At 68.2% G+C, this 23,337-nt stretch carries 20 protein-coding genes and 1 tRNA gene; 6 read left to right on the plus strand and 15 right to left on the minus strand.

Annotated features, from left to right (window positions below; genetic code table 11):
* Nucleotide 1: 1 nt before the first annotated feature.
* From NGJ44_RS15280 to NGJ44_RS15305, 6 genes are all read right to left on the minus strand, one after another.
* Entirely contained in the window at nt 2–1,363 is a 1,362-nt protein-coding gene (locus NGJ44_RS15280) for a type II and III secretion system protein family protein (protein ID WP_251864454.1), read from the minus strand.
* Complete coding sequence (gene cpaB, locus NGJ44_RS15285) at nt 1,360–2,196, minus strand: Flp pilus assembly protein CpaB (protein ID WP_251864455.1); 837 nt, start codon at nt 2,194–2,196, stop codon at nt 1,360–1,362. The genes NGJ44_RS15280 and cpaB overlap by 4 nt, the downstream gene beginning before the upstream one ends.
* Complete coding sequence (locus NGJ44_RS15290) at nt 2,193–2,903, minus strand: hypothetical protein (RefSeq protein ID WP_251864456.1); 711 nt, start codon at nt 2,901–2,903, stop codon at nt 2,193–2,195. The genes cpaB and NGJ44_RS15290 overlap by 4 nt, the downstream gene beginning before the upstream one ends.
* 104 nt (nt 2,904–3,007) lie before the next feature.
* A complete protein-coding gene (locus NGJ44_RS15295; RefSeq protein ID WP_251864457.1) occupies nt 3,008–3,613 on the minus strand; it encodes a pilus assembly protein in 606 nt (201 codons plus the stop codon).
* Nucleotides 3,610–5,004, minus strand: coding sequence for a hypothetical protein (locus NGJ44_RS15300; protein WP_251864458.1), 1,395 nt, complete (start codon nt 5,002–5,004; stop codon nt 3,610–3,612). Before NGJ44_RS15300 ends, NGJ44_RS15295 begins: the two co-directional genes overlap by 4 nt.
* A 1-nt stretch (nt 5,005) precedes the next feature.
* The gene (locus tag NGJ44_RS15305; RefSeq protein WP_235490373.1) at nt 5,006–5,236 is read right to left on the minus strand and encodes a hypothetical protein; all 231 of its coding nucleotides are present in this window, start codon (nt 5,234–5,236) and stop codon (nt 5,006–5,008) included.
* A 746-nt stretch (nt 5,237–5,982) separates the two neighbouring features.
* Between NGJ44_RS15305 and pgaA the strand changes: the two genes are divergently transcribed.
* From pgaA to pgaD, 4 genes are read left to right on the plus strand one after another with little or no spacing between them, the layout of a single operon-like run.
* Nucleotides 5,983–8,400 (plus strand): poly-beta-1,6 N-acetyl-D-glucosamine export porin PgaA, encoded by a 2,418-nt coding sequence (pgaA, locus tag NGJ44_RS15310; protein ID WP_251864459.1) that lies wholly within the window; start codon nt 5,983–5,985, stop codon nt 8,398–8,400.
* A 9-nt stretch (nt 8,401–8,409) separates the two neighbouring features.
* The gene (gene pgaB, locus NGJ44_RS15315; protein ID WP_251864460.1) at nt 8,410–10,449 is read left to right on the plus strand and encodes a poly-beta-1,6-N-acetyl-D-glucosamine N-deacetylase PgaB; all 2,040 of its coding nucleotides are present in this window, start codon (nt 8,410–8,412) and stop codon (nt 10,447–10,449) included.
* On the plus strand, nt 10,446–11,786 hold the full coding sequence (gene pgaC / locus NGJ44_RS15320; protein ID WP_251864461.1) for a poly-beta-1,6-N-acetyl-D-glucosamine synthase: 1,341 nt from the start codon (nt 10,446–10,448) through the stop codon (nt 11,784–11,786). The genes pgaB and pgaC overlap by 4 nt, the downstream gene beginning before the upstream one ends.
* Nucleotides 11,783–12,226 (plus strand): poly-beta-1,6-N-acetyl-D-glucosamine biosynthesis protein PgaD, encoded by a 444-nt coding sequence (pgaD, locus tag NGJ44_RS15325; protein ID WP_251864462.1) that lies wholly within the window; start codon nt 11,783–11,785, stop codon nt 12,224–12,226. The genes pgaC and pgaD overlap by 4 nt, the downstream gene beginning before the upstream one ends.
* Nucleotides 12,227–12,295: 69 nt before the next feature.
* Here pgaD and NGJ44_RS15330 read toward each other — a convergent pair whose 3' ends face one another.
* The 6 genes from NGJ44_RS15330 to NGJ44_RS15355 all read right to left on the minus strand — a co-directional run bounded on the left by NGJ44_RS15330 (nt 12,296) and on the right by NGJ44_RS15355 (nt 18,000).
* Complete coding sequence (locus NGJ44_RS15330) at nt 12,296–13,108, minus strand: fumarylacetoacetate hydrolase family protein (RefSeq protein WP_251864463.1); 813 nt, start codon at nt 13,106–13,108, stop codon at nt 12,296–12,298.
* A 10-nt stretch (nt 13,109–13,118) separates the two neighbouring features.
* Nucleotides 13,119–13,592 carry a nuclear transport factor 2 family protein gene (locus tag NGJ44_RS15335; protein WP_251864464.1) on the minus strand — a complete coding sequence of 158 codons (474 nt, stop codon included), beginning with the start codon at nt 13,590–13,592 and terminating at the stop codon, nt 13,119–13,121.
* Between the two features lie 2 nt (nt 13,593–13,594).
* Nucleotides 13,595–14,821 (minus strand): alpha-hydroxy acid oxidase, encoded by a 1,227-nt coding sequence (locus NGJ44_RS15340; RefSeq protein WP_251864465.1) that lies wholly within the window; start codon nt 14,819–14,821, stop codon nt 13,595–13,597.
* A gap of 16 nt (nt 14,822–14,837) precedes the next feature.
* Nucleotides 14,838–15,824, minus strand: coding sequence for a Bug family tripartite tricarboxylate transporter substrate binding protein (locus NGJ44_RS15345; protein ID WP_251864466.1), 987 nt, complete (start codon nt 15,822–15,824; stop codon nt 14,838–14,840).
* 70 nt (nt 15,825–15,894) lie between these two features.
* Nucleotides 15,895–16,770, minus strand: coding sequence for a TauD/TfdA dioxygenase family protein (locus NGJ44_RS15350; protein ID WP_251864467.1), 876 nt, complete (start codon nt 16,768–16,770; stop codon nt 15,895–15,897).
* A 24-nt stretch (nt 16,771–16,794) separates the two neighbouring features.
* Nucleotides 16,795–18,000: an iron-containing alcohol dehydrogenase family protein gene (locus NGJ44_RS15355; protein WP_251864468.1), complete on the minus strand. Its 1,206-nt coding sequence runs from the start codon at nt 17,998–18,000 to the stop codon at nt 16,795–16,797.
* A gap of 179 nt (nt 18,001–18,179) precedes the next feature.
* On the opposite strand from NGJ44_RS15355, the gene NGJ44_RS15360 reads away from it, so the two are divergent.
* Complete coding sequence (locus tag NGJ44_RS15360) at nt 18,180–19,100, plus strand: LysR family transcriptional regulator (RefSeq protein WP_251864469.1); 921 nt, start codon at nt 18,180–18,182, stop codon at nt 19,098–19,100.
* A 228-nt stretch (nt 19,101–19,328) separates the two neighbouring features.
* Here NGJ44_RS15360 and NGJ44_RS15365 read toward each other — a convergent pair whose 3' ends face one another.
* The 3 genes from NGJ44_RS15365 to rpoD all read right to left on the minus strand — a co-directional run bounded on the left by NGJ44_RS15365 (nt 19,329) and on the right by rpoD (nt 22,671).
* Nucleotides 19,329–19,718 carry a hypothetical protein gene (locus NGJ44_RS15365; protein WP_251864470.1) on the minus strand — a complete coding sequence of 130 codons (390 nt, stop codon included), beginning with the start codon at nt 19,716–19,718 and terminating at the stop codon, nt 19,329–19,331.
* Between the two features lie 600 nt (nt 19,719–20,318).
* Nucleotides 20,319–20,397 (minus strand) — tRNA-Ile (locus NGJ44_RS15370).
* 9 nt (nt 20,398–20,406) lie between these two features.
* Entirely contained in the window at nt 20,407–22,671 is a 2,265-nt protein-coding gene (gene rpoD / locus NGJ44_RS15375) for an RNA polymerase sigma factor RpoD (RefSeq protein ID WP_053245375.1), read from the minus strand.
* 505 nt (nt 22,672–23,176) lie between these two features.
* On the opposite strand from rpoD, the gene NGJ44_RS15380 reads away from it, so the two are divergent.
* Nucleotides 23,177–23,332, plus strand: coding sequence for a hypothetical protein (locus NGJ44_RS15380; RefSeq protein WP_160318579.1), 156 nt, complete (start codon nt 23,177–23,179; stop codon nt 23,330–23,332).
* Nucleotides 23,333–23,337: the final 5 nt, after the last annotated feature.

Raw genomic sequence — 23,337 nt, forward strand, 5'->3', positions numbered from 1 at the left:
CTTACTCCTTGGAGTCGAGGCCGCCGCGGCGCTGCGGCGGCGACCATTGCGAACCGGGCCCTGAATAGGGATCCCAGCCCGCGCCCTGAGGGGTGATACCCAGCCGCGCGGGCGTGGGGAAACTGGCCTCCACCAGGTCGCGCCCGCGCTGGGCGGCACTGGACATGGCGGGATCGCCCGGGCCGAGAATGCGGGGCGTCACGAAAATGGCGAGCTCGGTTTCGCGGGCCAGGAAACGCCGGGACGAGAAGAGCGCGCCCAGGATGGGAATGTCCTGCAGCCAGGGCAACCCGCTCACCGTCTCGACATGCTCGCGCGACAGGAATCCTCCTATGACCAGGGTGCTGCCCGACCTGACGTTGAATTCCGTGGAGGCGCGCCGCGTGCGCAAGGCCGGGCCGCCCGGCAGCGCGAGCGAGGCGTCCACCGAACTGGCTTCGACTTCTATCAGCGAGCGGATGCCGCCATGGCGATCTATGCGCGGCGTGATCTTGAGCGACACCCCATACGGCTTGAACTGGGTGTGCGTGGCGCCGCGGGCATCGGTGGTGACGTAGGGCACCTCGCCGCCGGCCAGGAACGTCGCGCTGGACCCGCTGCGCGCCAACAATTGCGGCTGCGCCAGCATCACGGCTTCGCCGGATTCGGCCAGCGCCGCGATGCGCGCGGACAGCAGGGCGTTCACGCCGAAGTAGCCCGCGCCCGGCGAGGCCGCACCCAGGGTTTCGACAGGCCCCGCGCCCGGCCGCCGGATACGCCCGGTGGAGCCTCCGTCCCAGGCCAGGCCGGCGCTCACCCCGCCCTGCGCCGCGCCGTCCCAGCGCAGGCCGATCTCGCGCATCCGCGAACTGGGAATCTCCACCACCTGCACATCGAGCAGCACCATGCGGTCCCAGCCCACCTGGCCGGTGAAATCGACCACGTCCGGATAGCGCTGCGCCAGCGACGCGATCCGCGCCCTGTCGTCGTCGGAGAGGTCTTCTCCTTCGATGAGAAACCGGCCTCCCACCATGGCGCCCCGCGCGCCGGGAATGCGCGCGAGCAGCGCCTCGATTTCGGCGCGCCGGCGCGATGCGCCGGCCGGCACGACGCGGATCTCGTAGGCCTCGGGCTGCCTGGACGGCCCCCATACATGGATGGAAGACACGCCCTCGGCGCGTGCGAAGACCACCACGTCGCGGCCCTCGGCCACCACCGCGCTCAGCACCTGGCCGTTTCCCACCGCGACGCGCTTGACGCCCGGATGCGCCAGCACGCGGGTCTGGCCCACCTCGAGCTCGAGCGCCGCGCTCCCGGCCGTGGCCGCCGTGCAGAAGGCAATGGCGAAAGCCAGCCACAGCCTCGCCCAGAACGCCGCCTTCATGGCCCGGCTTCCGGCAAGGCAGGCAAGGCGCCGCCCGCTTCGGGAAATGCCGCCGCCTCGATGCGGTCGCCATAGACCACCGTCACGCCCCTGGCGGGCGGCTGCTTGCGTTTTGCCAGCCCAAGCACCGCGTCCAGTTCCTGGGAAGCCTCGGCGGACGCCGTTGCGTCGTCGCCGCGGTGCCGCAGCATGGCGGTAAGCGAGCCCGCCTGCCGGGCCGCCACGAAGCGCATGGCGTCCTGGGGATCCGCCGCCAGCATGACGCCGCCGGCCGCCGCTCCGTCCGCATCCGCGCCCACCGCGAGCACGCGCACACCCTGCAGCAAGGGAACGGTGCGCGTCTGGTCGCCGTGCGGGAAAGACAGGTAGATATCCAGGGCATCGCCGGCGCGCACGTCGTCGGCCAGCCCGCCCAGGTCTGCCGCCGGGACGTGCAGCGCGCGCTGGCCTGCCTCCAGGCGCGAGGACAGGGCCGGCGCCGCGAAGCTGAGGTAGGGCTTGAGCAGAGGCTCGCCGCGCGCCAGGCCCCAGGCCAGCGTCGCCCCTTCCAGCGCAGCGATTTCGTGCGGCTCCAGGCTGTCGCCCATGGCCCACTGGACCGGGATTTCGCGCACGGCAAGGTGCGCTTCGTCGAGCCGCGTTCCCGCGGGCAGGTCATGGGCGGCGACCAGGCGGCTCACGGCCGGCGCGCGCGCCTGCGCCTCCAGGGCGTCCACCCGTTGCCGTATGTGCTCTCGCACCGCCCATGCCGCCGTGAGTCCGGCCGCCAGCGCCAAAACATAGGCGCCCGCCTTGCTTCCGTGGCCGGCAATCCGCAACCAGGCCGGCATCATGGCGACCACCTCCTGATTCTTATCGCGCTGCCCGCGTCCAGCGGCTCCACCCGCCATTGCATGCGCGCGCCGCGCCGCCGCCAGCATTGAGTATCGCCGGAAATGTCCGCCGGCAGCCAGCCGGCGCGCCGCAGACCCGTTTCGAGCATCTCGGACACGCGCTGAGCCGCGAGCTCATGCCGCCAGATCTGCTCGGTGAGGTCGTGTCCGGTTTCCTTGAGGGAAAAATCCAGCACCAGCCGCGCGCCCGTGGGCAGCCAGGCGGGAGGCACGGTATCCGGGCCGGACTCGGCGGCAATCACGGCCACCACGCCCACGCTGCGCCCCGGCTCCGCGCCTTGCAGCAGGGCCAGCCAGTGCCGATCGGCGGCCCGGCCCGAGAGAATGGCCTGCCCGGGCATTACCGCAAGATCGGCCAGGGCCGGCTGGCTGCGCGAGAGCATTTGCAGCATTGCCGGCACGGCCGCCGGCGCATCGAACGCCAGCGCCTGCGCCGGCACGCCATACAGGCGCAAGTCCTTGCCCAGGCTGGCGAGTGAGGTGCCCGGGGGCCAGGCGATCCGCTCCAGCCCGAGGCCGACGCCGGACTCAGGCAGCGGCTTGGCGGATCGCTCCGCCATGGCAGGGGCGGCGAGCGCCAGCAGAAGGATGGGCAGCGCCTGGCGCGAGCCGGCCGCCGCCAGGGACAGCATGCGGGCCCTCGTCATGCCCGCGCACCGGGAGGCGCGCAGCGGGCGAGGCCGGACCGCAATGCGCCGAACGGCGGCCCTGACGCCCGCGGCAGCAGGGCGAAGCAAGAAACGCACGGTTTTCATGGCCGCCTCGCCGTCACGACACGGCTGGACGGCATGGCGTCGGCCCAGTCCTGCACCCAGTCCAGCGACAAGGGCGCGCGCCCCCAGGGCCCGTCCATGCGGGCGACGACAGGATTCAGCGCGCGCGCGGCCGCGGACGAAGCCGATTGCGCCTGTTTCCAGCCCGCGCCGGACCCGGCCACGCGGCGTTGCCCGCTTGCGTCGTCCGCGGCATGACCCGTGCCGCCGACCACTGTGGCGGCACGCCGCACCCGCAGAAGCCCGCCGCCCGGCCAAGCTCCCAGGGCGCGCTCGGCGACGGCCCTGTGCCAACGCACCGGGCCTTGCAGCCAGTCTTGCTCGAACGCGAGAGACGGCGGCGAGTGCCGGCCGCCGCGCCCCGCCGGCGTGACGTGCGCCACGCCAGGAACGGCGGGCATGCCGCGGGCGGCGGAAAACGCGGCATGGCGGCTCTCCTGGCCGGCTTCCAGCAAGCGGAATTGCGCCGAGCCGACATGGGCCACGGCCAGCAGCAACAGGCCGAGCAGGGGCATCACGAGCAAGGCTTCCAGCACCGCCTGCCCGCCCTGCCGCGCGGCAAGACGCGGGGACGGCACCGTCATGGCAGCCTCCTTGCGCTCGCCGCTTCCCGCGGCGTGACCGCCGACAGGCGCGCCTGCCAGTAGGGCCGGAACAGCGAAGCCAGTTCGTCCTTGCCGTCGCTGCGCGGCCCCGGCCGCGAGAAATAGGTTTCGGCGGCGCTGGTGACCGTGACCGCCGGCGCGCTCGCCGATACCGCGAGGCGTATCTGCCCGAGGATGCCGTGCGGGACGCCGGCCGCGACGGACGGGGACGGCGCGCCGCTGCGCTGCTTCAGCGCCACGGCGAAGCGCAAGGCGTGGGCGTGGCGCGCGGCCTGGACCTCCCGATAGGGAGGCAGCCCGGCGCTTTTCCAGCGCGCAGCCGAGAACATGGCGAAGGAATTCGCGAGCGGATTGGTCTTGCCGCTGAAGATATCCCACGACGTCGTGTGGGCCACCCAACGCCAGAAATCCTCTTGGGAAAAATCCGCGGGCGGGTTTTCCACGTAGTCCGTTCCGGGTGGCGGCTTGGCATTGCGGCCCTGCGTGGCGCCCCAGCCCATGGCGTATTCTCGGTAGTAACAACCGATCCAGCGGTTGGAACGCAAGGCATAGAAAGACTGGGTGTCGAGCGCTCCCCAGCGTCCGTCCATGTCCAGCCATGAGAACCCGCGGCGCCGCAGCTCGTGCCTGCGCAACGGGCAGCGGTAGCTCACGGGCCAGGCGTTGCGGCGGGTGAAATCGCGGCGCTGCAAAAAGCCGTAGCGCCCCGCGGCCCGATGAACGGTCTGGCGCAGGAAGCCGCCCACCTGCGACCGCGCCGCGTAGACGAAGCCGGGCCAGCCGTCCGAGAGCCAGTGCAGGGCCACCGATCCATGCGTGGAGCCTGGACCGAGATTGGCTTCGATGACCTCGCGCACGAGCTGCTCGCGCGCCCTCGGCAGATCGAGCTGCGCGCGCCGCGCCTCGGCCTCCACCACCACCTGGGCCGCGCGGTCGTGCAGCGCGAAAGCGGACGCCAGGCGCGCCAGGGCGCCCGGCTGTTCGCGGGCCGAACCGTAGGCCAGCGCCAGCGAGGGCCCGAACAGCATGGCGATAAGACCGGCCGGCGGGTGGGCGCGCCCGTGCCGCGCCTGCATCGTCGCCGCCTGCTGCGCCGATGCGGCAAGCGTGACCAGGTGCGCCATGGCGATCTGGTGCGCCACCTGTGTTCGGTTCGCGTAGGCGAGGTAATTGAGATGGCGGGCCTGCAGCACGGCCCCGCTGTATGCCGCGGCGTCCGCGGCGTGCGTCAGCCGCGCGCGAGCCTGCGCCGTCTGGCCCAGGTGATGGAGAGCGAAAAGCGCCAGCCCGCCGATGGCGGCGAGCGCCAGGCCGGCCGCCAGCGCCTGGCCCTCCTGGAGATGGAAACGGCGGATATGCGCGGCGCTCATGTCACTTGCCGTCCGTGGCGTTGCCGGTGAACGATTTGAGCGAGCGCGCCTTGGACTGGGCGGCGGCCTTCTGCGCGGCTTGCCGTGCCGCCCGGGATTGCGCGCCGCCGTCCTCGCCGGCAAGTTCGCGCGCCATGGCCGCCGTCTGCGAGCGCACCACCTGCCCGAAATACTGGTACACGGCGATCGCGGCCACCGCCACCAGGGCCACCACCACGATGTACTCGGTCATGCCTTGCCCTGCCTGCCGCTTTGCCGGCAAATTGCGCGAGAATTCCATACCCGCCTCCGTTCGATTGATGAAGAAGCAGTGTCGGCCCGGGCCGCCGCGCCCACAATTCGTACATGCCGAGGAGGACGGATCGCTCCCGGGACGCATGCCCCCGGCGAAGCGCTTGCCGGGCGGACGGCTTCCGAACTCAAAGGGACGGATTGCGGGCACAAGACCCAGGGTTTCCCCTATTGCCCGGCCTGCCCCCCGGCAGTAGATTGAAGTCGTCCGGCTGTCTGACACCCATCGCGTGCGAAGCTGGACAGGAGCGCCCCAGACTCACCTCGAGCTGGGGCGCTCTTCATTTGCCAGGGCGCCCTTCATCCCGCGGCACGCAAGCCACTGCGCGCCGACGCCCGGCTTTTCACTGCTTGACAGTCGCCCGGCCGCAAAAGCCATAGAATCCCCAGCGTCGACGGCGCCGCAGAAGCGCCGCGATCACGCCCCACGGGCGTGGCGCGTACTAGCCACGCACTCCCTCTGCGCGAGTGCAAAAGGTCCCCGCAGCGGGCGCCGCGCACACCCCCAACAACTCAGTTCGTACCAGCCGCCGCCATGACGGCCGCAGGCGCTTGCGCTCGCATGGACGGCAGGCCGCGAACACCGATCATTTGCAACTGCGGAAGCACTAACGGATGCTTGAGAGAGGCCCCCTCGTGGCAAAGGCCGCCACATCGTCGACAAGGTCGAAAAGACGCCAGCGCGCCTTGCGCCGCCTGATCCTGTGGGCCGCATTGTCCCCCGCCATCGCGCTGGCGGGTGCCGATGGCGCCTATGACGCGCTGATCCTGCGGGCAAGGGCGGGCGATTACGAGCCCGCGCTCGCCATGCTGGCCCGCAAGGGCTCCGGCCCCGGAAACCGCTATGCCTACGACCGCATCCTGATCGCCGCCTGGGCAGACCAGCCCCGTGTCGCCGTACAGGCCTACGAGGCCCTGGCCCTGCCCCGCGAATTGCCTCCGGATGTCCGGCTCGCCGTCGCCCGCGCGTACCGCGATCTGCGCCGCTGGCCCGAAGCGCTGGCGCAATACCGCGAAGGGATGAGCCGCCATCCCGGCCGCCTCGCCTTTGCGGCCGGCGCAGCCATGACGCTGGCGGATGCCGGCCAGTCCGACGCGGCGCTGCGGCAGGCCCGCATCGCGGCGGCACGCTGGCCGCGCGAGGCGGATGCCTATCTGGCGCTCGCCTATGTGCAGGCTGGCCGCAATGCGCCGTTCGAATCCCTGTACGCCGCAGACCGCGCACATGATCTGGCGCCCGGCACGCCTTATGTGCAGCGCGAGTACATCTATGCCCTGAAGCGGGCCCGGCTGGCGGGTCCGGTCCTGGATCGCGCCCGCCGGCATGCGTCGCTCTTCAGCGAGGCGGAGATGCGCGGCTTCGAGGCCGACGCGCAGGCCGAACTGGTGCGCATGGCCGACATGCCGTCGCGCGGCGAGGCCGAGCGCTATGCGCTGGCCGACCGCGCGCTTGCGCGCTACGACGAACTGATCCCCGCCTGGAAGACGCTGGGCAAGGCGGCCGAAGCCGACGTGCTGCGCGCCCGCATCGACCGCCTGCATGCCCTGCGCGCCCGCGTGCGCATGGCGGACCTGGTTGCCGAATACGAGGCGCTGCGGGCCGAGGGCGTCGCCCTGCCCCGCTACGCGCTCAACGACGTGGCCTCCGCCTATCTCTATCTGCGGCAGCCGGAGCGGGCACGCGACATCTACCGCCGGGCGGCCGCCGAGGCGGACGATCCGGAAGACAGGCTGGACAACGAAACGGGCCTGTACTACGCGCTTGCCGAGAGCGAACAGCATGACGAGGCCGGGGCGGTCATCGACCGGACCCGCGCAGGCTATCCCCCCTGGCTGTACCCCAAGGGGCAGGCCGCCCGCGTGCCGAACGACCTGCACCTGGAAAGCCTGCAGACCGCCGCGTCGGCCGCGCTGCAGGCCGACGACACCCCCGCCGCCCAGGCCCGGCTCGAGGACATGGCGGCGAACGCGCCCAACAACACCCACCTGCGCACCGCGCTGGCCACGGTGTACCGCGCGCGCTCGCTGCCGCGCGCGTCCGAGCGCGAGCTGAAGCTGGCCGAAACCCTATCGCCCCGCGACATAGGCGTGGAAAACGGCCAGGGCTTCACCGCCCTGGATCTGCAGGAATGGCGCCAGGCCGAGGCGCTGAGCGCCGACACCCTCGCCCGAGCGCCGGAAGACCTGCAATCGCGGCGCCTGGCGCGCGTATGGGAGATTCACAACAAGGCCGAACTGCAGATCAGCGGCTACCGCGGGCTGGCCTCGGACAGTCCGGTGTCCGGCAGCGGCGATTTCGGCATCGATGCGGTGTTGTACTCGCCGCCGCTCGACCACGACTGGCGGGCCTACGCGGGCGGCGGCTACGCCACCGGCAATTTCGAAGAGGGCCGCGGATACTACCGCTGGCTGCGGGCCGGGGCGCAGTGGCGCGTGCGCGACCTGACGGTCGAGGCCGAAGCCTCCGCCCACCATTATGGCCACGGCGCCAAGCCCGGCCTGCGCCTGTCGGCCGCCTATGACGTCGATGATCATTGGCAAGTGGGCGCGTCCGGCGAGATCCTGTCGCGCGAGACGCCGCTGCGCGCCCTGGCCAGCGACGTGTCCTCGAACTCGGCGACCGGCTATGTCCGCTGGCGCGCCAACGAACGGCGCGAATGGACGCTTTCGCTCTCCCCTTCTCGCTTCAGCGACGGCAACAACCGCTGGACGCTCGGCCTGGCTGGCCGTGAACGCGTGTACACCGCCCCGCGCCTGAAGGCCGACCTGGAAGTGGACATCTCGGCGCAACGCAACAGCCGCGGCAGCGACGTGCCCTACTACAACCCGCGTATGGACCTGATGCTGCTGCCGGGGCTGCGGCTCACGCACACGCTGTACCGCCGCTACGAAACCGCCTGGGAACAGATCGGCACGGTGGCCGCCGGCGGCTACGGCCAGCGGGGCTACGGCGCCGGCGGCGTGCTGGCGCTGGGCTATGGCCAGCGCTACCGCGCCAACGACGTGCTCGACATGGGCGCGATGATTACCGGCATCAGCCGCCCCTACGATGGAAACCGCGAGCGCGAGCTGCGCATCGCCTTCGACCTTGCCTACCGCTTCTGAGGCCGCCCCATGCCCAGCCTGCCCATCCGTATCCTGTTCGCGGCCCTGTCGCTGCTCGCCGTCCTGGCGTTGACGGCCTGCGCCAAGGACATTCCCATGTACGTGGCCCCGGCCGACCGGCCCGTGGCGCCCGAAGACCAGCCCTGGCCGCGCAACCAGTTGCTCGCCCTGGCCTACCACGATGTCGAGGACGACGACCCCGACCAGGCCTTTCTTGGCGTGCGTAGCGACAGGCTGGCCGAACAACTGGCCTGGCTGCGCGCCAACGGTTACCAGGCCGTCACGGTGGACCAGATCCTGCAGGCCCGCCAGGGCGGCGCCCCGTTGCCCGAGCGCGCGGTGCTGCTCAGCTTCGACGACGGCTATCGCAGTTTCTACACGCGCGTGCTGCCCATCCTCAAGGCTTACCGCTGGCCGGCGCTGCTCGCACCCGTCGGCGTCTGGATGGACACGCCGGCGGGCCAGCCTGTGGACTTCGGAGGCACCCCGGAAGCGCGCGAGCGTTTCCTGAACTGGGACGAGATCCGGGAGATCTCGCGCGCCGGCCTGGTCGAGATCGCCGCGCACACCAATGCCTCGCATTACGGCGCACCGGCCAATCCGCAAGGCAACACCGAGCCGGCGGCCGCCGTCCGCGCCTATGACGCGCGCGCCGGCAGGTACGAAACCGAGGAAGAATTCGAAGCCCGCATGGGCGCGGACGTGGCCGCCATCACGGAGAAAATCCGCCGCGCCACGGGCAAGACGCCGCGCGTCTGGGTATGGCCCTACGGCGCCGAAGGCGGCACGACGCTGCGCATCGCCGGCGAGCACGGATACCAGATGGCGCTCACGCTGGAAGACGGCCCCGGCACCGTGAAACGCCTGATGTCCACGCCGCGCCTGCTCCTGGCCAGCGACCCGAGGCTGCGCTCTTTCGCCTCCAGCGTGGTGGGCATGGAAGCGCGTCCCTTCATGCGCGTGGCCCATGTCGATCTCGACTATGTCTACGATCCGGACCCGGTGCAGGCCGACCGCAATCTCGGCGAGCTGGTGCAGCGCATCCACGACTTGCAGATCAACACCGTATTCCTGCAGGCCTATGCCGATCCGGAAGGCGACGGCCTGGTGAAGTCGGTGTACTTCCCCAACCGCTGGCTGCCCGTGCGCGCGGATCTCTTCAACCGCGCCGCCTGGCAGCTGCATAACCGCGCCAACGTGATGGTATACGCCTGGATGCCGGTGCTCGCCTTCGACCTGGATCCGTCCATCGCCCGCGTCACGCGCTGGGATCCGTCCAGGCCGGACGCGGCGCCACAGCCCGATCCGGATCTGTACCGCCGCCTGTCCCCCTTCGATCCCGCCGCGCGGGCCCGCATCGGCGACCTGTACGAAGACCTCGCCCGCTACGCCATCTTCGATGGCATCCTGTTCCACGACGACGCCATGCTGGGCGATTTCGAGGACGCCGGCCCCGCGGCCCTGGCGGCGTATCGCAAGGCGGGGCTGCCCGGCTCTATCGCGGAACTGCGGGCCGATCCCGCCCTGATGCAGCGCTGGACGCGCTACAAGAGCCGCTATCTGGTGGACTTCACCGACGCGCTCGCCAGCCGCGTGCGTGCAGTGCGGGGCCCGCAGATCAAGACGGCGCGCAACATCTACGCCGCCCCCATCCTGAACCCGGAAAGCGAAGCCTGGTTCGCCCAGAACCTGGACGACTTCCTGGATGCCTACGACTGGACCGCGCCCATGGCGATGCCGCTCATGGAGAACGTGGCCGAGGGCCGGGAAAACGCCTGGCTCGACGGGCTGGTCGACGCCGTCGCGCGGCGCCGTCCCGGCGCGCTGGACCGCACCGTATTCGAGTTGCAGAGCCGCGATTGGCGTTCCGGCCCCGGCCACGCCGGCCCCGCGGAAGTGGACAGCCGCAGGCTCGCCGGATGGATGCGGCGCCTGCAACTGCGGGGCGCGCGCAGCTTCGGCTACTACCCCGACGATTTCGCACAGGATCAGCCCCGGATGCAGGACATCCGGCCCGCCATTTCCGAAGCCTGGTATCCCCTCAAATGATGGACAGACTGCTTGCCTTTCTCATTCTGTGCGCCGTGCTCGGCGCGCCTTTCGGTTTCGCCCTGGCGCTCACCGGCGAAGCCCTGCTGGCCTTCGTCTTTCTCTACCCCCTGTTCATGTCCGGCGTCTGGATGGCGGGCGGCATCTATTTCTGGCTGCGCCTGGAGCGCCACTGGCAGTGGCGCCCCCAGCGCCAGGTGCCCGACCTGCCCGGCACCCCTTTGATCTCTATCCTGGTGCCCTGCTACAACGAGGCCGGGAATGGCGAGGAAACCCTGCTCGCCGCGCTGAACCAGAATTACCCGAACGTGGAGGTCATCGCCATCAACGACGGCTCCACCGACGGCACGGCGGCCATGCTGGAGCGCCTGGCGCTCCAGCATGGCCGGCTGCGCGTCGTGCACCTGGCGCAGAACCAGGGCAAGGCCATGGCGCTGCGCATGGGCGCGCTGGCCGCCCGCAGCGAATACCTGGTGTGCATCGACGGCGACGCCCTCCTGGATCCGGACGCGGCGGCCTACCTGGCCGCGCCCCTGCTCGCGCACCCGCGCATCGGCGCGGTGACGGGCAATCCCCGCGTACGCACGCGCTCCACGCTGGTCGGCCGCATCCAGGTCGGCGAGTTCTCGTCCATCATCGGGCTGATCAAGCGCACCCAACGCGTCTATGGCCAGGTTTTCACCGTCTCGGGCGTGGTTGCGGCCTTCCGGCGCAGCGCCCTGGAGCGCGTGGGCTGGTGGAGCCTGGACATGATCACCGAAGACATCGACATCAGCTGGAAGCTGCAGCGCGACCACTGGTCGATTTTCTACGAGCCGCGCGCCCTGTGCTGGATTCTCATGCCCGAAACGCTGCGCGGCCTGTGGAAGCAGCGCTTGCGCTGGGCCCAGGGCGGCGCGGAAGTGTTCCTGAAGAACCTGCGCTCGATCTGGACCTGGCGCCACCGGCGGCTGTGGCCGCTGATGCTGGAATACTGCCTGTCCACCGGCTGGGCGTTCGCCTTCGGCCTGTCCGTCCTGCTGTGGGCGCTCAGCCATTTCGTGGCGCTGCCCAACCACATGCGCATCGCCAGCCTGCTGCCGCCCGCCTTCACCGGCATGATGCTGGCCATGGTGTGCCTGCTGCAGTTCGTGGTGAGCATCCTGATCGACCGCCGCTACGAACCCGGCCTGGCCCGTTCCCTGTACTGGGTGATCTGGTATCCGTTTGCCTACTGGATGCTGAGCCTGTTCACCACCCTGGTCAGCTTTCCCAAAGTCATGTTGCGCCGCAAGGCCCAGCGCGCACGCTGGACCAGCCCGGATCGCGGCATCAACAAATCCACGAGTTCGCAATGATCGTCAAGACGCAACGCTCCCGCCTCGGCCTGGCCGTGGACATGCTGCTTACCGCCGCAGCCTGGATTGCCTTCTTTTATCTGTTCGGCTCCGGCATCGCCGCCATTCTGCGCGGCGCCGCGGACGGCCCCCAGGCCCCGATCCTGCCGGCGTTCCTGCCCACGATGCACACGCTGCTGGCGTACCTCGCGGTCGCCCTCGTCAACGCCGCCCTGCTCTATGGATGGGCGCTCTACAACCTGTACAGCTTCCGCGGCCTGGACCGCCGCCGCCGCGCCCCGCCCGTGGGCGACGAGCGCCTCGCCCGCAGCTTCGCCATCGGCGCGGCGCAGCTCGCCACCTTGCGGACTTCGCGCGTTGCTGTCATTCATCACGACACCAGCGGCGGAATCAGCGCCATCGAGCGCGGCGTTGCCCGCCTGCGCCGCCTGAGCGCCTAGCCGGGCGCCGGATTTCCCGCCTGTCGTCCGCCTGCGCGAAGCTGCTTTCAGGGTGAACTCGCCCTGAGCTCACCCGCCCAGGCGCCGCGCCCCGCCGGGGCCGGTGAAGCGGTTGCGCAGCACCCCCAGGCCCGTCAGGGCTACCTCCACCACATCGCCATCGGCCAGGTCGGGCGAATGGCCGTCGGTGCCCATCCAGAGTATGTCGCCGGGGTACAGCGTCAGGTAGCGGCTCATGGTGCTAATGAAGGTGTCGATGCCGAACAGCATGTCGTTGGTATGAAAGCGCGTGCTTTCCCTGCCGTTCAGGCTGACCACGGTTTCCATTTGTTCGACGTCCGCGTCCGTCTCGATCCAGGGCCCCATGGGCTTGAAGGTATCCGAATTCTTGGCTCGCCAGAAGGTGCGGTCCGATTTCTGCCAGTTGCGTTCGCTGACGTCATTGCCGATGGTGTAGCCGAATATGCAGGACCGGGCTTCGGCGGCGCTCAGGTTGCGCGCGCGCTTTCCGATCACCACCACCAGTTCGCCTTCGTAATGCACGCTGGTGGCGTCGGGGGGCATGACGACGTCCTGGCCGTGCGCGATGAGCGCGTTATTGGCCCGGTAGCCGACATCGGGCTTGTCGGGAATCCTGAGCCCTTCGGTCGCGATGTGCCGGGTGTAGTTCAGGCCCACGCAGTAAAAGGTCGGCGGAATCACCGGCACCTCGAACCGTATGTCATCCAGGCGCAGCCTCTCTCCGGTCTGCTCGAAGCCGTCAAAGGGGGTTCCCCGCACGGGCAATACCCGCTCGTCGTCGAGCCGGGCATAGAACACCTCCGCCGGCGCGGCGAGCGGTTTCGCATCGGGGTCCGCCAGACTGGCGCGTATCCATTTCATGGTCGTCTCCTCAGGCGCGCAGCGCGGGCATCGCGAACGCGGGCTCGTCTCCGCGCATGTCGTTGATCAGCCATTGGCCGTCCACGCAGGCCAGCTCGATATGTAAGGTGCGGATGTTCTCGATGCCGGCCAGGGGCGCGGGCCCTTGCAGCGGCGCGCCGCTGTCGTGGCGCACCACCAGCATGTAGGCTCGCATCACGCAGCGGCCATCGCCCTGGCGGTCCGCCATGAGGTTGACGATGAGATGATGGATGCGCTGCGTCCGGGACCGCAGGGCCAGGGCGTCCAGCACCGCCCGGCGGCCGGCCAGGGCCTTGCCCTGGCGGTGCCAAACGCCGTCGGGCGACAGCCGGCCGGCCAGGTCTTCATAGCGGTTCTCGTCCAGATCGCGATAGAAGGCCATGATCTGGTCGCGGCACAGGGCCAGGACGCCGGGGTCGCGGATGTCGCGAGCCCGTTCGGCGGAACGCGGCATATCGGGCATGGTCAATTTTCCTCCATGAGTTCGGGTACGCGGGCGGCCGCCTGCCGGGGCGCGTATGGCCCGTATGGCGGAAAGGGGCGAGGCAGGCGCAGTACGCCGGCGTCGATAGCGTCCAGGCTGGGCGTGCCGCAAAGCTGCATGGTGCGCGCCAGTTCATCGCGCAGGATGGCCAGAGCCTTGGCGGCGCCGGCCTCGCCGCCGGCCAGCACGCCGTACAGCGTGGCTCGTCCGGTCAGCACGCCGGCCGCGCCCAGCGCCAGCGCCTTGTAGATGTCGCTGCCGCGCCGCACACCGCCATCCAGCAGCACGGGCACGCGGCCGGCGGCGGCCGCAACCACCTCGGGCAGCGCCCACAGCGTGGCGATGCCGCCGTCGAGCTGGCGGCCGCCGTGGTTGGATACCACCAGCGCGTCGGCGCCGAGCCGCACGAGAGGCTCGACGTCTTCGTTGTGCACGATGCCCTTGACGATCAGCTTGCCCCGCCAGCGGTCGCGCAGGCGGGCCAGGGCGGCCAGGTCGAAGGCCGGATCGTAGTTGCGGCCCGCCACCGAGCGCATGGCCTTGCGGTCCGAGGCCACCGCGTTCAGGCCCGCCAGGCTGGGCATGGCGGGCGGCCTGCGCAACGCCATGTCCAGCGACCAGGCCGGCTTGCAGGCGAACTGGAAGAAATTGCGCGGCGTGATTTTCATCGGAAAGGCCAGGCCATGGGCGAGATCGCGTTCCCGCTTGCCGCCCACCGGGAGGTCCGCCGTGATGACCAGCGCTTCGTAGCCGGCCGCGTCGGCCCGCGCGATCAGCTCATGGAGGCGGTTCTTGTCCTGCAGGATGTAGGCCTGGAACCAGAGCCGGCCCGGCGCCTGCTCGGCGATCTCCTCGATGGAAGCCGTCGCCGAGGTCGACAGGGCATACGGAACGCCGGCTGCGGCGGCCGCGCGCGCCAGCATCACGTCGCCGCCGCGCCAGCCGAAACCCACCGCGCCGGTGGGTCCGATGGCCAGCGGCAGGCCGGACGGGCCTCCCACCAGCGCGCCTGACAGCTCCACGCGGGACACGTCGCGCAGTATGTGCGGCGCCAGCTGCACCCCGGCGAATGCCGCGGCATTCGCCTCCAGCGTGCGCTCGTCCTCCGCGCCGCCGTCGAAGAAATCGAAAACGGGACGCGGCAGGCGACGCCGCGCGCGCTGGCGCAGGCGCTCGATGGAATAGCAAAGGTCGAGACGATGCGTCATGATGCCGGCGCCCGGGTCATTCCTCGCCCTTGACGTGGCCGCGCTCGATGACGCCGGCCCAGCGCACCTTGTCCCGCACCAGGAAATCGCGAAACTGCTCTGGCGTGCCGCCCACCGGCAGCGCGCCCAGCGAGGCGAACTGCTGCCGGACCTCCGGCCGCGCCAGCGCCCCGTTGACCGCATGGCTCAGCTTGTCCACGATGGGGCGCGGCGTTCCCGGCGGCGCCAGCAGGCCGATCCAGGAGGCGCCCTGGTCGAAGTCGTGGTAGCCCAGCGACTCCATCGTGGGCACGCCCGGGAACTCCGGCATCGGCTCGCGGGTACCCACGGCCAGCACGCGCAGTTGCTTTTGCTGCACGTAGTTGGCAATGCCGATACTCGGGTAGAACATGAAGGAAATCCGCCCCGCCAGCATCTCCTGCAACGCCGGGCCATTGCCCTTGAACGGCACGTGCACCATCTTCAGGCCGCTCGAGGTCGCCAGCATTTCGGCGGCCAGGTGCGCCGAACCGCCCACGCCCGACGACCCGAAGGTCAGCTTGCCCGGACGTGCCTTGGCATCGGCCACCAGGGTTTTGAGATCCTTGTACGGCGAGCCGTAGCTGGTCACCAGCACCATGGGCAGCTTGCAGATGTTGGTGACCGGCGCCAGGTCCTTGACCGGATCGTAGCGATAGCGGTCCGGGTACAGCAACGGATTCACGCTCCAGGTCAGCGAGGTCACCAGCACCTTGTAGCCGTCCGGCTCCGCACGCATGACGTCGCTCGCGGCAATGGATGCGCTGGCGCCGGGCTTGTTCTCCACCACGACGGAGGTCTTGAGGATATCGCTCATCTCCTTGGCCAGAATGCGGGCCAGCACGTCGGTCGGTCCGCCCGCGGCGTAGCCTACTTCCATCCGGATGGGGCGGGAGGGATAGTCGTCGGCGCGGGCCGGGCCGGCCGGCAGGCTGGCCGCCAGTCCGAGAACGGCCCAGGCGGCCAGGGTCTTGTATGTCTTCATATCTGTCTCCTTGGGTTTTATTCGTCGTCCGCGTGTGCGCCGCGGACTCGGCCGGTTCATCCAGCGGGCGTCAATACAACTCGGGAAAATACTTGTCCGCCATCACCTGGCAGCGCTTGATCAGGCGCGGCTCATCGGGCCGGTAGTCGGCCACCGCGTTGTGGATGGTTCCCATGTTGTCCCACATCAGCACGTCGCCCTCCGTCCAGTTGTGGCGATACTTGTATTGCTCCTGCACCTGATGGCGGAACAGAAACTCCAGCACCTCGGCGCTGCGCGCTTCCGGCAGCTCGTTGATGCGCACCGAGTAGCCTGGATTGGCGTACAGCACCTTGCGGCCCGTTATCGGGTGCGTCAGGAAAACGGGATGCGAAACGGGCGGCTTGCGGCGGCGCTGCTCCTCGGTCAGCGGCGGCCGCGCGCTGCCCTTCTCGCGGCGCATCATTTCCCAGAACTTGTTGAAGTCGTGCGTAATGGTCATGCCGTCCAGCTCCCGTTTCAGGTCTTGCGGCAGCCCCTCGTACGCGGCGTGCATATTGCAGAATTCGGTATTGCCCAGCGGCTTGCCATCCCGCATGGGAATGCGAATGCCGAACAGCACGTTGGCGAATGCGATGGTGCGGCTGTACGACATGTCGGTATGCCAGTCCTGGCCGGCGTCGCTCAGGCCGATGGGTTTGCCGTTCTCGACGATGTTCGAAAGAATCATCACCTCCGGCAGGTCGGGCTCGTGGTACAGGTTGGCCACGTTGACCTCCAGCTTGCCGAAGCTCTCCGAGAAGCGCTTGAGCTGCGTCGCGCCCAGGTTCTGCCTCGGGAAACTGACCACGCCGTAGCGGCCGAGCGCCGCTTCGATGGCGCGGTAGTCCGGTTCGGCCAGCGGCTGGGCCAGGTCCATGCCTTCGATGCGGGCGCCCAGCGGCGTGCCCAAGGGGATGATGTCCATGATGTCTCCTTCCGGGAATGAATTTCAGAATGCGGCGTTCAGGATGGCCAATACGTCGGCCGGCTGGCTGACGGGACGGGGATTCACGGCCAGCCCGCGTTCGGTCATGACCTGCGCAGCCAGCGCCGGCAGGTCGCCGGCGGGCACCCCCAGCTCACCCAGGCGGGCGGGCAGGCCATGGCGGCGCTGCAGCGCGCGCAGCCACGCGGACAGCGTTTCGTGGGGCGCGTGGGCGCCCGCGGGAGCGTGCCGCGGCGCGGCGCCGGCGCGGTTGACGCGATCAAGTGCCGGCGCCAGGCGCGCGGCCACGGCGGCGTCGGCTTCGTTGTAGGCAATGGCGTGCGGAAGCACCGCGCTGTTGACCGCGCCGTGCCCCAGCAGGTAGCGCGCGGCCACCACGTGGCAGATGGCATGGTGCAGACAGCTGCGCGCCATGGCCAGCACCATGCCGCCCAGGTGGGCGGCAGCCAAAATGTCCCGGCGTCGGCGCACGGCATCCTCGACCTGGCCCAGGGCCTGCTGGAACAGGTCCAGCGCCTGCATGGCCAGGGCGTCCGACACGGGAGAACGGCCGGTGGAATACAGCCCTTCCAGGCAATGCGCAATGCCGTTCATCGCGCTCTGATGCAGCGCCGGGGCCGGCACGTCTTCGGCCAGCTCCGGGTCTATAAGCACTGCGGACGCCGACACCTGCCGGTTCCAGAACATCAGCTTGTGGCCCCGGTCGTCGGCCACGCCGAACGAACAGGTAAGCTCGGCGCCCGAGGCCGTGGTCGGCAACGCGATGATGGGCAGCTTGGGCCGCACCCGCCGCGGAACGTGCACGCCCCGCGGCGGCTCGTAGCGGCAGACGTGGTCCTCCAGCTTTCCTCCCTCGGCCAGCAGCAGCACCAGCGCCTTGGCGCTATCGGCCACGCTGCCGCCGCCGATGCCCACCACACAATCGGGCCCGAAATCGCGCGCCCGCGCCGCCAGCTCCGCGACGAGCCCGGCGCTCGAATGCGGCGGGACGCCCGCCAGCTCGAGATGCTTCAGGTCACGCCATTGAGCGGCCAGCCCGGCATAGCGCGGCGAAGCGGCGATACGGGTCTGGGTCAGGATCACCGGCCTGCGGCAGTCCAGCGCATCCAGCTCGGCGCGCAGTCCGGCCGCCGCGCCGTCGCCAAAGCGCACGCGCGTGCCGTACAGGTGATAGTCGAACGAAACGTCGTCGGACAGCGGATCGCTCATCGGCTCTCTTGCGTATTTTTTGGAAAAAGCCGGCGCCGCCATCGTCCGGCGCGGCACTCAGCATGTGCCGCGTCAGCGGGGGCGGCCTCATAGGGAAAAGCAGTGTATAGGCCGGCCTCGATCGGCGACACCAACAAGGAATAAAATTATTTTTTCCAAACAGGAAAAGGCTGGAGAACGTGAACCTGATCGAATGCCTGGACGTGTTCGTCGAAGTCGGCAAGAGCCTCAACTTCTCCAAGGCGGCCGCAAGCCTGGGCGTGAGCAACTCGACCGTAACCAAGAAAATTGCCTGGCTGGAGGCGCATTTCGAGGTGCAATTGCTCAACCGGAACACCAAGCACGTCAGCCTGACGGAAAGCGGCCGCCTGCTGCTGGAAAACGCCGACATGCTGGCCCAGAGCGTGCGTGGACTCAAAGAGCTGGTCCAGGGCCCCGTGCTCACCGCCAGCGGCCGGATCCGCATCGGCACGCCCCCCTCCTTCGGGGCCGTGCACCTGGCGCCCGCCATCGAAGATTTCCTGCGCCGCTACCCCTCGATCAAGGTGTCGCTGTTGCTGGACGATGGCCGCAGCGACCTGATCGCCGAAAACCTCGACCTGTCGGTGCGCATCGCGCCGCGCCTGAAAGACACCAACCAGATCGCCTACCGCATCACCGTCGTGCCGCAAGTGGTGGTGGCCACGTCCGCCTATCTCCAGGCGCACGGCACCCCGCGCACGCCCGCTGATCTGGAGCGCCACAACTGCCTGGTGCACACGCTCAAGGCGCCCACCAGCCACTGGACTTTCACCGACAGCCGGCGCGCCACGCACGTCGTGCGCGTCAACGGCAGCTTCAGTTCCAACCTGGGCGAGTCGATCCAGAACCTCGCCCGGCTCGGCCACGGCATCGCCATGCACCCGCGCTACATGGTGGAAAGCGACATCGCCGCGGGCAGGCTGCAGGTGCTGCTGCCGGGCTACGAACCGCAAGGGCTGGACATCTACGCCATCGTGCAGACGCGGCGCAACCTGCCGCATAAGGTGCGACTCTTCGTCAAGCACCTGCGCGCCTGGTTCCGCGACGCGGACTGGAAGCGGCGGCCGGTGCTGGAGTGATCGGGGCTCGCTAGGGGTTTTGAACGACCAGCAACTGCGAATTAGCAGCCACGCGCCACCGCCCCGCCCCTTTCACGGCCGACAGCGCCGATCCGCCATCCCGGCCAGATGAGCCGCCTCCATCCGCCAGGCATGGTGTGGTAGCGAGCCAGGCTCATGATTACTCATATGCAGATACGGCTAACCCAAGACCGCTGGGGAGCCGGCAGTTTGCACCCTCCATGCCCTTTACACATCGCATTTGGGAGCTCTCCAGCAAAACTCATCGCTGCGAGTGAAATCATGCACGATCAGCCCGGTTCGGGCTGGCAGTGCTATGCAGACTTCGATGTATGGATTGTCATGGACGTTTCGCGTCAGCAGCCCTGTCCAATAGGAGACATAGTTTGAGGCCGTGTCGCTGCTTTCTGGCATGTCCAGCCAGCCCATATCTCGGAAATAAAAAGAGTTGGGCGGCGCGATTATTTCAAAAATCCTTATAGGATCTGAAGTCCGGTTTTCGGATCTGTGTGCAAACACCTTGGCATCGTGAATGGAGAGCGCCGCAAAAACGCTGCAAAGTCTAGACGGAACCTGGCCGCTAACGTTGGGGTTGTGTGTGCGGATCCGTTCTAGCATGAGCTCTCGCCTGATGTGTCCGGCGTGGTGGTCGTAATGGTGCCGTAAGAAAGGAGCATATGCGCGACCGAAGCAGGACAGCCCGTCGGCCCCAAGGCGAAGCTCTTGGTTTTCAGACAGCGTTCCTGCTATGTCAGCGTGATAGAAGACTCGATGCGGTTCCATAACCGAGGTTTTAGCATTCTGTGTTGGGCCGCTTGGTCGGGCATTCTTGCGTCGCCTGCTTGGCCAGCGGCAGGGCCTCCGGCTCGATCTCCCGTTCGCGGCGCTATGAACGCATGTGCCGCCAATATGGTCGCAGGCCGAATGGTGCCTACTTCCGCGACCTGGCTCGGCAGTGGCGTTAAAACCGGGCAGTATCCCCGATTTACCACCCCTGCCGCAGGCCGGGTTGGGGACCAAGGTAGTAGGGATGCCTGCCCTGCCCCCCTGAGCGCTCATCCTTGGGCGTTTTGGCGTGTCTCAGCGGTATCAAATGATGCGCCGATCCGTCTCAAACGACGCGCCGCGCTACAACTCGGTAACCGGAATTGCGGAAAAGAGTCCCGATTGCGGAAAAGAAAACGGGCCTCGGATTGCTCCGAGACCCGCGTCTTTCTTTGGTAGGCCCCCCGAGAGTCGAACTCGGCACCAACGGATTATGAGTCCGCTGCTCTAACCAAGCATGAGCTAGAGGCCCAGAAAACGATTACTGCCCTTCCAGGAAGCTCTTCAGCTTGTCGGCCCGGCTGGGGTGACGCAACTTGCGCAGCGCCTTGGCTTCTATTTGCCGGATGCGCTCGCGCGTAACGTCGAACTGCTTGCCCACTTCTTCCAGGGTCTGGTCGGTGCTCATTTCGATGCCGAAACGCATGCGCAGAACCTTGGCTTCACGCGGGGTGAGAGAGTCTAGCACTTCTTTCACCACGTCGCGCATGGAACCGTGCAGCGCGGCGTCGGAAGGCGCCAGGGTGGACGTGTCTTCGATGAAATCGCCCAGGTGCGAGTCGTCGTCGTCGCCGATGGGCGTTTCCATGGAGATCGGTTCCTTGGCGATCTTCAGGATCTTGCGGATCTTGTCCTCCGGCATGTCCATCTTCTGCGCCAGGGTGGCGGGATCGGGCTCGGCGCCCGTTTCCTGCAGGATCTGGCGGCTGATGCGGTTCATCTTGTTGATCGTTTCAATCATATGGACCGGGATGCGGATGGTGCGCGCCTGGTCCGCGATGGAACGCGTGATGGCCTGGCGGATCCACCAGGTGGCATACGTGGAGAACTTGTAGCCGCGGCGGTATTCGAACTTGTCCACCGCCTTCATCAAGCCGATGTTCCCTTCCTGGATGAGGTCCAGGAACTGCAGGCCGCGGTTGGTGTATTTCTTGGCGATGGAGATCACCAGGCGCAGGTTGGCCTCGGTCATTTCGCGCTTGGCCTTGCGGGCCTTGGCTTCGCCGGTGGCCATGCGCTTGTTGACGTCCTTGAGGTCCTTGAGCGGCAGCACCACGCGGGTCTGCAGGTCGATCAGCTTCTGCTGGAGTTCCTGGACGGCCGGGATCTGGCGCTCGAGGGTCTCGGCGTACGGATGGCCGGCGGCGACTTCGTCCACGACCCACTGCAGGTTGGTTTCGTTGCCGGGGAAGACCTTGATGAAGTGCGAGCGCGGCATGCCGGCCCTGTCCACACACGTGTGCAGGACCGCGCGCTCGAGCTGGCGCACTTCCTCGACCTGGCTGCGCAGGGTGTCGGCGAGCTTCTCGACCATCTTGGCGGTGAAGCGGATGCCCATCAGTTCGTTCTGGATGGCTTCCTGGGCGCGCACGTACACTTCCGACTTGTAGCCGTCCTTTTCGTAGGCCTGGCGCATCTTGTCGAACTGCTTGCTCACCTCGTCGAACTTGGCCAGCGCCTTCACGCGCAGATCTTCGAGCTGCTTGCTCGACATGCCGCCCGCCGGGCCATCGTCGCCCTCGTCTTCGTCGGCCGAGACGCCGGCGCCGGCGTACTCTTCGCCGTCTTCCGGGTCGACCAGCCCGTCGACCACTTCATCGATCTGGGCCTGGCCGTCGCGCACGCGGGCGATATAGGCCAGGATTTCGTTGATGGTGGTGGGGCAAGCCGAGATGGCCATGACCATGTGCTTCAGGCCGTCTTCGATGCGCTTGGCGATCTCGATTTCGCCTTCGCGCGTGAGCAGCTCGACCGAACCCATTTCGCGCATGTACATGCGCACCGGGTCGGTGGTGCGGCCGAAGTCGGAGTCCACGGTGGTGAGCGCGGCCTCGGCTTCGTCTTCGACGTCGTCGTCGTTGGAAGCCACGGGCGCGTTTTCGCTCATCAGCAGCGTTTCGGCATCGGGGGCCTGGTCATAGACCGAGATGCCCATGTCGCTGAAGGTGCTGATGATGCCGTCGATGGCTTCCGCGTCGACCAGGTCGTCGGGCAGATGGTCGTTGATCTCGCCGTAGGTCAGGTAGCCGCGGTCCTTGCCCAGCTTGATGAGCTGCTTCAGGCGGTTGCGGCGCGCTTCGTATTCCTCGGGGGAGACGGGGCCGCGCGCGATCAGGTCCTTGGGATCGGCCTTGCCGCGCTTGCCGCCGCGCTTGGGCGGCTTCAGGTCGGGCAGGACCTCGCCCTCGCCGTCCATGGGATCGTCGAAGGTGTCGGAATCGTTGTTGGCATTCTTGGCCGGGCGGCCGGGGCGGCGCCCGCTGGGCGCCGGACGGGCGGCGCCGACCAGATCGGCGAGCTTGTCCTCGGCCTTCTTGGCGCGCGACTTGGCAGCCTTTTCAGGCTTGTCCGCCGCGGCCGCCTTGGCCGTCTTCTTGACGGCCGCCTTGGCGGCAGGCTTGGCGACCTTCACCGCCGTCTTGGCGGACGCTTTTTCCGCCGCCATGCTCGCGGCGCGCTTGGGCGCCGCTGCCTTGGTTTCGGCCGCGTCAATTGCAGAGGAGGTTTTGCCAGTGGATTTGGTCATAGTCGCTTCCGTGGTCGTCGCAACCCGATTGGGCATGTTGCACCGCATAAGGCCATCCATGGGCCATGGACGGGAACATACGGGTAAATCTGGTGAAGTCGGCGGAAATCATGCGGCCGCGTTGGTCGCGGCCCCGGCCCTGACGGGCCCTGCCGGACGCCGTCGGGGGGTGCACCCTTTCTGCGCGTCCTGCCTTACATGACTTCATCCAGCCGCGGATTCCGCGCGTCGGGCGGGGCTGCCTGCCTATGAAATAGGCTTTGCTTGCTCGGCGCATTGCCTGGAGCAGCTACGATGGACACAGCACCCAGGCCGCTGACGCCTGACGGAATGCCTGCGCTGAACTGCAAACTCACCGCTCAGCTAGTTTAATTAACTATGTAACAAACAGGGCGCAATTTTCCCTGCGAACCGGCCCGGCTTCCTACGCCAGGCAGCCGCAAGGCCCGCGCCCGATGATTCTTTGGTCTCCCGGCTTCCGTTTTGATGGACCCAAAACAATTAGATGCCTGAAAACAAAATAGATTCCGGAAAAATCTCCGTCCAGCGACTTCTTCCCCGGCTTTCCGCCGCCATCCGATGCAACAGGGAGCGCTTCCTGCCGGCCGCCGCCATGCGCAAAAAGCCCGAAACCTCGCCCGAAGCCCTGGAAAACCTTTGAGTTTA

This window comes from Achromobacter sp. Marseille-Q4962 (assembly GCF_943737005.1).
Lineage (GTDB): Bacteria > Pseudomonadota > Gammaproteobacteria > Burkholderiales > Burkholderiaceae_B > Achromobacter.